Origin of the sequence: Kitasatospora sp. NPDC001547, assembly GCF_042894165.1 — a bacterium.
Classification (GTDB): domain Bacteria; phylum Actinomycetota; class Actinomycetes; order Streptomycetales; family Streptomycetaceae; genus Kitasatospora.
Genome location: NZ_JBIAVL010000035.1, coordinates 1 through 9820, shown reverse-complemented (window position 1 = coordinate 9820; position 9820 = coordinate 1). Strand labels below are relative to the sequence as shown.

Below are 9820 nucleotides of genomic sequence, written 5' to 3'. Positions count from 1 at the left end.
CCGGTGGCGCGGCTCCACGTTGCGCGGTACATCGACCCGTCGGTGCCGGTGGCGAACACGTCGAGGGTGTTGGTGACCGGGTTGTGGACGACGGCCGGGGAGCTGGCGAACCGGGCGCCGTCGCCGAGGACGTGCCAGCCGGACCAGCCCTCGCCGTTGGTGTTGTAGGCGTGGATCATGGCGCCGTCGCTCCGTAAGGCGAAGGTCTCGGCGGTCCTGGTGTCCGGGTTGTAGACCGTGGTGCGGCCCCCGGAGCGGGCTGCGACCACGACGGACCAGGCGGAGACGGTCTGCTGGAGCCAGTCGCCGAGGTCGTCGGTGCGGGTCTCGTAGGCGCCGGTGCGGGTGGTCTCGGTGGAGCCGAGGCAGCCGTTCTGCCAGGAGCGGCTGTTGACGGCGGCGAGCTCCTGGCGGTCGCCGACCTTGCGCAGGGCGGGGCCGCCGGTGTCGCCCTTGCAGACGGCGGCGTCCGCGGGGGCCTTGGCGGCGATGCCGAGGCCGGTCGGGTCGACGGTGCCGACGGTGAAGGCGGCACTGTGGAGCTTGTCGGGCACCCACTCGGTCCGGGTGCGGCCGAAGCCCGCCACCGTCAGCTCCTCGCCGGTGGCGGGTGCGGTGGTGGCCACGGCGAGGGGAGGGATGTCGGTGACGGGGGTGGCGAGCCGGGCCAGGACGAGGTCGCGGTCGGTACGGGGGACGAGTTCGGCGATGTCCCGGACCTGGCCCGCGGTAGTGGTGAGGTCAGTGCGGCCGATGGTGGCGGTGGTCTTGAGGGCGGGCGGGCCGGCGGGGACGGTGGTCGGCTGGGCGGGGTCGTCGGCGAAGCAGGACGCGGCGGTGACGATCCAGTACGGGTCGACGAGGGCGCCGGTGCAGGCACGTGTGCCGTTGCCGATGTCCAGCTTGGCGGTGAAGGCGTGGGAGCCCGCCGGTGAGGTGTCACCACTGACGGCCGGCGCGGGCGTGCCGGTCAGCAGGGTGGCGGTCAGCACGGCGGCCGTGACCGCCCCGGTCGTCCAGGCCGAATGTGATCGTGCGCGAAACACGGAGTGCTGTCCTTTCCTTGCCGTTTCGGCCGGGCCGAATGGATTTGGGCGGTGGCGGTATCGCGTGACAGTGGCCTTGCGTGCCCGAATCATCCGGTGATGCGGAGTTCGACCAGGACGGAACGCTTTCCGCCGGGCAGGCTCTCGCCGACCGGTTCGACCGAGTTAGGGCCGATATTCACCTGCTTCTCCTGGCCGGCCGCGACCAGCTTGGCGCTGACGGAGCGGTCCTCGGTCCAGATGCCGTACGCGTCCGGCAGTTCCATGGTGAGATAGCCGGTCGTGCCGGAAACGGTGAAGCAGTAGCCGAGCTTGTCGAGACGCGATTCGACGAAGATCTCGTTCGCCGCCTGGCAGCTGGTCGGAACCGTGTGGCCGGGTCCTTCCTTGAGCAGGATGTGCCCGTCACCCCGCTTCAATGTGATCTTGCGTTCCGTCAGGATGCGGTCGGCCTCCGGGTACTGGAAGTCCTCGACAGCGGTGGGCATGTCCGTGTCCGTCGATGCCGTGCCGGTCGTGGCCTGTGCGGCCGACAGGGACGCGAGCCCGATACATGCCAGCAGGGTTCCGGAGGCGCCGGCCAGGAGAATCGTCCGGGTGTGGGATTTGATCAAGGCAGTTCCTTCGGTCTTGGCGGTGTCAAAATAATCCGCAGTGGGGGAAGGGGTGTCGGGCAACGGCTGAGCCAGCGTAAAGTACCAGCAATCTCCGCCTCCAGGAGGTTCCCGGAGGCGTTCAAGGAAGAGTTTCCGGTCGAATTTCGGCCATGCCTTGCAAGTTCGCACACCGAATTCCGCTTCCGGCGTTCGGTGATCTTCCATGGAAATACAGATGTACCATTTGGGGGGTATTGATCGTGAACCATCCCATCCGGTCACTGGGAGTACCTGGAGCCACCGGGAGGAAACGGCGCCATAGCATCCGGTTATCGGTCCTCGGTCGAATATGCGCCGGCCTGCTGCCGGTGGTCCTCACCGCCGGCCTGCTCGGCACGGCTCCCGCTTTTGCGACGGATCCCGGGCCCGGACCGAGTGCACCGACCACGACGGACCGCAGCCGTGTCGTGAGCTTCTGGCTGCTCGGAGGCCTCGGTGTGAAGGCCGCCGCCGAGACGGCACTGACCGGCACCGACGAGGACGTCAAACGCTTCCTCGACGCCGAGGCGGACATCGCGGAGTACCACGACGAACGCGTCTCCACGTTCCAGATCTTCAGCCTCGGCGGCGCCGGGGTACGCGAAGCGGCTGCCAAGGCCCTGAAGGGCACCCCGGGAGAGCTGCGCACCTTCCTCAAGGACGGCTGGCAGGCACCGCTGGAGCAGGACCGCCGGGTCGAGGCCTTCCAGCTCATCGCAACCGGCGGAGTGAGCGTCAAGGAGCAGGCCACCGCCGCCCTGCAGCGCACCCCTGAGGACGTGAAGAAGTTCCTCGAGCAGGGCCGCTACGACGCCGCTGCAGTCGATGACCGTGCCCGCGTGATGCAGCTCCTCGCGGCTGGCGGCCCGGCCATGAAGGAGGCCGCCAGGGTCGCACTGCGCGGCGCGCCCACCGATGTCTCCGAGTTCCTGTCGGTCGGACAGTTCGTGGCCCTGGCCAGGGACCAGGAACGCGCCACGATCTCCCAGCTGGCCGACCAGGCCGAGCAGGCCGGCCGGCAGGCACGGATCGCCAAGGACGCCGCCAAGGAGGCGTCCGCACGCGCGGTCGAAGCCTCCCGGCTGGCCAAGGAGGCCGCCGCGACCGCCGCCGCGGAGACCGAGGCCGCCGGTACGGACGCGGCCCGCGCTGCGGCCGCCGCCGCACGGGCCGCCGACGCCGCCAGGGGCGCCGCGGCCGCCGCCGGTCAGGCGGTCGCCGCCGCCGGCGCCGCCAACCAGGCCTCCCGCACCGCCGCCAGTGCGGCCGCCCAGGCCGCCAGCGCCGCCGGCGGCGCCGCCCTCGCCTCGGCCAACGCCCGCAAGGCCGCCAACGCGGCCGCCTCCGACCAGGGTCGGGCCGCCGAGGCCCGCCAGCGGGCCGAAGAGGCCCGCGACGCCGCCAGGCAGGCCCAGCGCGCCGCAGATGCCGCCGACCAGGCGGGCATCGCCTCCGACGCGGCGGGCGAGGCGTCGGACGCGGCCAAGAGCGCCAGCGCCAACGCGAACGCGGCCGCCGGGTCCGCCGAGAAGGCCGAGCGCCTGGCGAGCGCCGCGGGCGCCGGCTCCAAACGTGCCCAGGCCGCGGCCGACCAGGCCCGCCGCCAGGCCAAGGAGGCCGACCGGGCCGCAACCGCGTCCGCCGCCCTGGCACGCCAGGCGGCCCAGGCGTCCTACCAGGCCCGCGACGCCGCCCGATCCGCCGCGGCCCACGCCCAGAACGCGGCCACGGCCGCCGACCAGGCGGCCGAACACGCCGGTGAATCCGCGACGTCGGCCGCCGAGGCCACCCGCCAGGCCGAGGCGGCACGCACCGCCGCCGCGACGGCGAGCACAGCGGTGACCACGGCGAGCACCGTCTACGCCCTCGCCCGCAAGACCGAGACGGAGGACCTCGCCGCCGCCACCGCCGCGGCCGTCGAGGAAGCCCGGGCCCTGAAAGCGGAGCAGGACGAGGCCACCGGCAACGTGGGCACGTTCCTCGCCGACTGGAAGACCCAGGACCAGGAGGCTGTCGACCTGGCGGCCGAGGCCGCCCGCCCCGGCGCGGACCTCAAGACACTGGCGGCCAAGGGCCGCAAGATCGCGCTCCGGACGGCGAAGACCGGCGGCCCCTGGAGCCAGGAGGCCGCCGAGCCCGCCCTGTCCGGCACGGACGCGGCCGTCGTGGAGTGGCTGCGCACCGGGCGGCACAAGGCCGAGCTGGACGACATGCGCCAAAGCGTCCGCGAGATCGCCGAGGACAGCCCGGACGAGGCCGTGCGCACCGCCGCCACCGCCGCGCTGAAGGGCGACGCCCAGCAGGTCGAGGCCTTCTTCACCACCGGTCAGCACGAGGCCGCGGGCACCGACAACCGTGTCCGCGTCTACCAGTTGATCGCCACCGGCGGCACCAGTGTCAAGGAAGCCGGGGAGAAGGCCCTGCGGGACGGCTCCCCGAAGACCATCGCCGCGTTCCTGATGACGGGCCAGTACACCGCCCGCCAGATCGACGAACGCGTCCAGGCCACCCAACTACTCGCCGCCGGAGGCCCGGAGGTCCAGGCCGCGGCCACAGTAGCTCTCGCCGGGACACCCGAGTCCGTCACTGCCTTCCTGCAGACCGGCCGGTACACGGCCGACCGCAAGGACCAGCTCGCCGCCACCCACGCCGCCCAGATGAGCCACCTGATCGCCGAGGCGGCGCAGACCGCGGCCACGGCCCAGCAGGACGCCTGGGAGGCGACCGAGGCCGCAGCCGTCGCGAACAACGCGGCCGGTGAGGCCGAGACCGCCCGCCAACAAGCCGGCTCCTACGCGGCCCAGGCCGGCCGGTACGCGGCGGACGCGAGGGCATCCGCCCAGAACGCCGAGGCGTCCGCCGCCCGCGCCGGCCAGTCCGCAGCCACCGCCCGCAACGCCGCCCAGGCCGCCGCACGCGACGCCGGCAAGGCCACCGCCTCCGCCGGCCGCGCCCGCGTCTCGGCCGAGCAGGCCCGCTGGTCCGCCGCATCCGCCCGTGAGGCCGCGAACAGCGCCTACGCCTCCGCGCGCGCGGCAGGCCAGGACGCCGACGCCGCCCAGAAGGCCGCCGACGAAGCCTGGACCATCACCGCGGAGAAGGTGATTCAGGAACGCCGGGACGAACTGGCCGCCGAAGAGACAAACGTCCAGGCCCAGTCCGCCCAGATCGAGGAGGATCTGAAGAAGGAACTGGAAGCACTGATCCAGGAAGAGATCAACAAGGCCGAGTACGACTACTGGCGCGCCAAGAACCCCCCCTGCCCTAACACCATTGGGCAATACGGAGAGGGGGCCATGCTATGCGCACTCCTCAGGAATCGCGTACATATCGGACTCCAACAGAACGGCCTCCTGAACTTCCTCGGCGATATGTCATTCTTCTTCGATGGAGTCTACGATAAGGCCCAGATCCTCAAGACGGTCATGAAGAGCATCCTCGGCGTGGACAGCGCCGAGGAATGCATCAAGCAGAAGAGCGCCGCCGCCTGCGCGGAACTCTCTGTCGCTTTCTTTCCAGCCGGAAGGGCCGCCAAGCTCGCCGAACTCGCAGCTAAAGCCAGGACCATCGAGGAAATCACCCGGGTAACAAGCTCTGCAATCAAGATAGGAAAGAGTGACTACCTGCCCACGCCGGGGGAAGCACAGCGGGCGGTCAAGAACCTCCCGCGATGGGGGTCCGGGACCATACGGGACGGTAGGCACCTCGCTCCCAACTCGGTGATCGAGGACATCTCCACCAAGAGCACAGTTTTCAGGATCACCGGAGGTGACGGAAAGCCGCGCATCCTCGTCCAGATGCCCGGCGAGGTCAACGGCGTTGCAGGGCGCTTCGAGTGGCTTATTGAAGACCAGGCCGGAACTCAAGTAGTATCTCACCAAGGATTCATCAAAAACGGAACGATCAACGGTATCCCCAACACGCCATGAGCGACATGCTGAAATTTAAGATTCCACCGGCTTTCATCAAGCCTCGCGTTCGGCTAAGTCTTTCGGAAATCAAGTACGGGCACCACGAAGGCTGGATCGAGGCAAACGACGTCATCACCCTCTGCACTTGGTACCTCGATTCGGGTCAAGTGTCGCAAACGGAGGAGGCGCTCGCTCTCCTGTTGTCCGACGAGGCCGATCAGGTGGCCGGAATCCTGGAATGCGCTGACACAGGCCGCGTCGCAGGTGATGTGCGGTCCGTATGGCGATTCCTGGCGCTCGCCTGGGCGTATGAGAATCGCGAGAACCTAGGTGACGCGCTGGGGATGGTCGAGATACTGTACGCAGACTTCGACTACCCGTCCGAAATGGAGAGCTTCGTTCGCTACATGCCGGCGAAGCCCGGACAGAAGACGGGAATCGACGCCCTGATCTCGCGATGGGAGGAATACGTTTGTAGCGAGGGGGCGCTTTACCGAAGTCGCGGTTGGGTGCCTGAAGCCGACTGACATTACCGCCGGTTGACATCTAACTTAATATTTAACCAGCGGACTCGAACGACCTGTCCGAACTTGATCACTCGTTGCGGTAACGGCCGTACATGAAGGCGGCCTTCGTCTGATCCTGTGCTCCGACCAAGGAATGCACGTGATCAAGACGAAGGCCGTGGGGATGAGTGTGCTGCATAACGGCGTCGGCGGGGATGCAATCGCTGAACTGTCACGCTTCCGAAGGGAGTTCTACTCCTGCTTGGCCCGGCGTGGGGATGCGTTGTTTGAGCTCGCCAACGCGGTGCTGTGCGCCGACGGGCCGGTCAGGTCCCTGGCGCAACTCTCCTTGGTGGGCGAGCACCGCCGCGGCCACGGCGGCCTCTATGCCGCTCTGGCCCGCGGTCGGATCGATGCGGATCGGATGCGGCAGGCACTCGCGGCGGTCCCGCTGCCACGAGCGACCAACGGCCGGTTCGTGCTCGCGGTCGAGAGTTCCTCGACTGCGGCGGCGCTCACCTTGGTCATTCCAGCACCGGGCAGGACACCTTGATGCCCGCCCCAAGCACTGGCCGGACACCTTGATTGGGCATCAAGGTATTGGCGTCGGCCAGGGCGTGGTGTCGGTCGGCTCCACCACGGGCCCGGTCCGGCTTCGAGATCGGCGATCAACCACCACACGTCGGTGCCCGGGCCTTCGTTCTCCAAGTCCTCCAGCTTGGCGACCTTGGCCGGGACTGTGCGCAGCACCGTGGCGACGTATCGGGTGCGGGCGATGAGTTCCAGGTCGTCGGCGCGGTGGGCGAAGCCGGATTGCCGGGTGCCGGGTCACACTCCGGCTGGCAGCAGTGCGGTGGCCCAGTAGCGGGCGGAGCTGGCTGCGGAGCGGCCGGGATGGCCGGGGGCCGCTAGGGCGTCGGCCAGCGGCAGATGGGGCGGCGGCCAGCAGCCGCGGCCGACGTGCGGACGCTGAGCCCGACCTTCAAGCTCTTCCCGTGGTCGCCTGAACGACGCTCGCCGGGTGCACGCAGCCATCCACCGCAGGCCCCCGGCGGACCGAGGTCCTCTGACGGGCGGCCTGGCCCGATTGCCATGCGCCTGTGACGGCCTGCTGGGGCGGCTTCGCCTGCTGTCGCCTGGTCGCTTGGCTACCAGTGCCGGTCGCGCCATTCCGCCTCGGGGATGCGGCTTTCCGAGACATCAGCACAGCGCTCCGCCCAGGACGGAGCGACGAACACCGGCCGGCTCAGTACGACATCACCGGCACGCTGGGCGCGAAGGACGACTCCCAGCGCCTCCGAACCGGGATCCCCGTACTGGCCGTATCGCAGGTCGCGCTCTCGGACTGTCGTGTACTTGGCAAAGTCGGCTTCGAGTTCGGACGGCACGCGGCCGACCAACGACAGTGCGTCCAGTGTGACCTGCGGACCGCGCAGCGCATTGACGACTACGCAGACCAGACGTCCGATGTCGTAGTAGACCGTGAGGGCCGGACTATTCGATGAGTGTGGAAGGAAGAAGTCGTCGCTCAGCACCCGCCCGTAGTGACTCGTGCTCCTTGAGGAAGGCTCCAGAAAGCCATCGAGTGCCTCCACGACGTCCTCGTACCCCATGCCGAACCGCAGCGGGCCGACGCCCACGAGCGGATCCAGCCTCCACTGGACCCGGTCATCCTCCTCGATAACCGTCCGCCAGGCATTAAGCACTCTCCACACTCTCCATCCTCGGTCCGTCTCGCGGCACCAAAGCCGCTGGCCTGCTTCCGTTGGCCGCCAGCTCGGACAGCCGCACGCTAGCTGCCACCACCGACAGACTCCGCTGAGACAGGTCAACCGAGCGGTCCCTGCTGCTGTGTCACCCGTCCCACCGGCAGTGATTGGCGAAGACCAGCGAAAAGCCCAGCTCAGAGTTCAGCGCGGGTGTGGCTCTATAGGTGAGTTGTGCGAGCACCTATCGGTCGGCGGCGAGAGCACCCCGCGCCACGGGAGAGTGATGTCGCCGAGTTATGGTTCTGGCACGAGTTCTGTGGAGCCGTCACAGGGCGTACAGGTTCTACGGCGGAGGAATCGGCCCCGGGAACGGTCCGGAGACCCCGGCAGAAGGTCATAGTCCGGCAGGGAGATCCTGCTGGGCTCCGAGGAAGTAGTCCACATCCTCCTCGAACAGAGCCCCTTCGATGACTACCTGCATTGGGCCCTGGGCCTCGAGAGGAACCGGATACACGCCAGCCATCATCCACTCGTCGTCGCCAAGGTCGAATAGTGCCCGCACCTGCAGGTACTGCTCACGTGTCACAGTGACGGACGAGCAGAGCCACTCGTCGGAACCGAACCCCTCCAGCACCCATGAAACGTTGCGGCCGTCTTCGAACGGATAGTCCTCAGTCATCGGCCGATCCTACTTCGCGACCCCACACGACCCATGGCTCCAGCAGCCCCACCCCTTGACTTCACGGTCGGTGGCTTCGCGGCTCGCTGCAACCGACCACAGAACTCCTGCCAGAACCGGTTCTCACCTACGCAGCCAGGCACACCGCCGGGTGCCCGCGGCGGTTGGCCGCCCAGGCACCTGGCGAGCGTCGTTCAGGGCCGGTTCCACGGGTCGTCGTCGGCGACGACCGTGTCGTCCTCGATCACAACGGTCTACACGGCGGAGGCGAGCGGCGAGCTCCCGACCACCGTGGCGGTCTCGCTGCCCGCACCGGGCTCCGCGACCTACCAACCTCCGCTGACCATCTGACTCCCGGCGGCGGCCCGACGAGCCGCGCCCACGCGCTCGTCCAGGACCCGGAGGAGGTCGTGCAGGAGATGGTGTCGCTCACCCGAGGGTGGGTCCTCGCCGACTGGGAGGGACCGCCGCTGGCCCTCCCGTTCGACATGTTCGAGGACACCTTCGCCGAACACCTCGCCGAGCACCCCGAAGTTGGCCAGAACACCCGCCCCGGCCCGTTCCACTCCGGCTCCGGCAACGTCTCGATCTGCTTCGTCCGGGCCCGCCACGGCTACGAGGTACCGGCACTCCTGCCCAAGGCCTTCGAAACACCGAACTGGAACTTCTCCCCCCTACGAGGACGACCACCACGAACTCCTACCCGCCTGGCACCTCGCGGTGCTGCGCAGCTGGTAGGAGCGGTTCGGTGCCGAGCTCTACTACGCGGGGCGCTCCCGTCTCGAACTGCTGGTCGCCCGCCCGCCGGCCGACCGGTGTACTGCGGCCAGGGTCGCCATCGAGCAGTTCGCCTACGCGTCCGACGACGTCCAGGACCCGGACATCGCTGGCGACGGGCAGGTCCGCTCCTCCGTCTGGTCCTTCTGGTGGGACTGACCATCTCATCGGGCACCTGCGTGAGGTCACCCGCGGGGGCGTCCTCGTGCAGGTGGTCGTAGCGGGCGACCGCCCCTGCGGTCCCGGCCGCACCTGCTGCGGCGCTTCGGGCGTCGTGCTGTTCGCGACGTCCAGCAGCCAGTCCCTGTGGCACACCGCGCCCAGGCGGCACCAGCACATCAGGGGCCGGCCGGCGAGTTGCTCGCGGATGGCCCTCAGAGAATGTTGTTGTTCCGATCTTGAGCGGTGTCGCTCGAATGAGAGTCTCAGTATCGGGTGACCACGGTGGATGCCGGGCGTGAGGGCCGCGTACATGGCTGTCTCGGCGCAGACCACGGTGTGAGCATCGCCGTGGTCCCATGGAGGAGCGTCGCCCCTACACGGACCGCCGACGCGCG

The 9820-nt window shown here is 68.9% G+C and carries 6 protein-coding genes and 2 pseudogenes; 4 read left to right on the top strand and 4 right to left on the bottom strand.

What is annotated here, in order from left to right; genetic code table 11:
• On the bottom strand, window positions 1-992 hold a 992-nt coding region (locus ACFY0X_RS34820), incomplete at its 3' end, for a trypsin-like serine protease (protein WP_387760523.1).
• Window positions 993-1135: 143 nt separating this feature from the next.
• A complete protein-coding gene (locus ACFY0X_RS34815; protein ID WP_387760522.1) occupies window positions 1136-1660 on the bottom strand; it encodes a hypothetical protein in 525 nt (174 codons plus the stop codon).
• A gap of 449 nt (window positions 1661-2109) precedes the next feature.
• Here ACFY0X_RS34815 and ACFY0X_RS34810 point away from each other — a divergent pair, with 449 nt between their 5' ends.
• From ACFY0X_RS34810 to ACFY0X_RS34800, 3 genes and pseudogenes are all read left to right on the top strand, one after another.
• Window positions 2110-5610 carry an ALF repeat-containing protein gene (locus ACFY0X_RS34810; protein ID WP_387760521.1) on the top strand — a complete coding sequence of 1167 codons (3501 nt, stop codon included), beginning with the start codon at window positions 2110-2112 and terminating at the stop codon, window positions 5608-5610.
• The gene (locus ACFY0X_RS34805) at window positions 5607-6119 is read left to right on the top strand and encodes a DUF2247 family protein (protein WP_387760520.1); all 513 of its coding nucleotides are present in this window, start codon (window positions 5607-5609) and stop codon (window positions 6117-6119) included. The genes ACFY0X_RS34810 and ACFY0X_RS34805 overlap by 4 nt, the downstream gene beginning before the upstream one ends.
• Before the next feature lie 163 nt (window positions 6120-6282).
• A pseudogene (locus tag ACFY0X_RS34800) lies at window positions 6283-6591 on the top strand (transposase); the annotation flags it as partial.
• 655 nt (window positions 6592-7246) lie between these two features.
• Here ACFY0X_RS34800 and ACFY0X_RS34795 read toward each other — a convergent pair.
• Window positions 7247-7804, bottom strand: coding sequence for a hypothetical protein (locus ACFY0X_RS34795; protein WP_387760519.1), 558 nt, complete (start codon window positions 7802-7804; stop codon window positions 7247-7249).
• Window positions 7805-8201: 397 nt separating this feature from the next.
• On the bottom strand, window positions 8202-8486 hold the full coding sequence (locus tag ACFY0X_RS34790; RefSeq protein ID WP_387760518.1) for a hypothetical protein: 285 nt from the start codon (window positions 8484-8486) through the stop codon (window positions 8202-8204).
• 750 nt (window positions 8487-9236) lie between these two features.
• On the opposite strand from ACFY0X_RS34790, the pseudogene ACFY0X_RS34785 reads away from it, so the two are divergent.
• Window positions 9237-9422, top strand: a pseudogene (locus ACFY0X_RS34785) (DUF4253 domain-containing protein); the annotation flags it as partial.
• Between the last annotated feature and the right edge of the window lie 398 nt (window positions 9423-9820).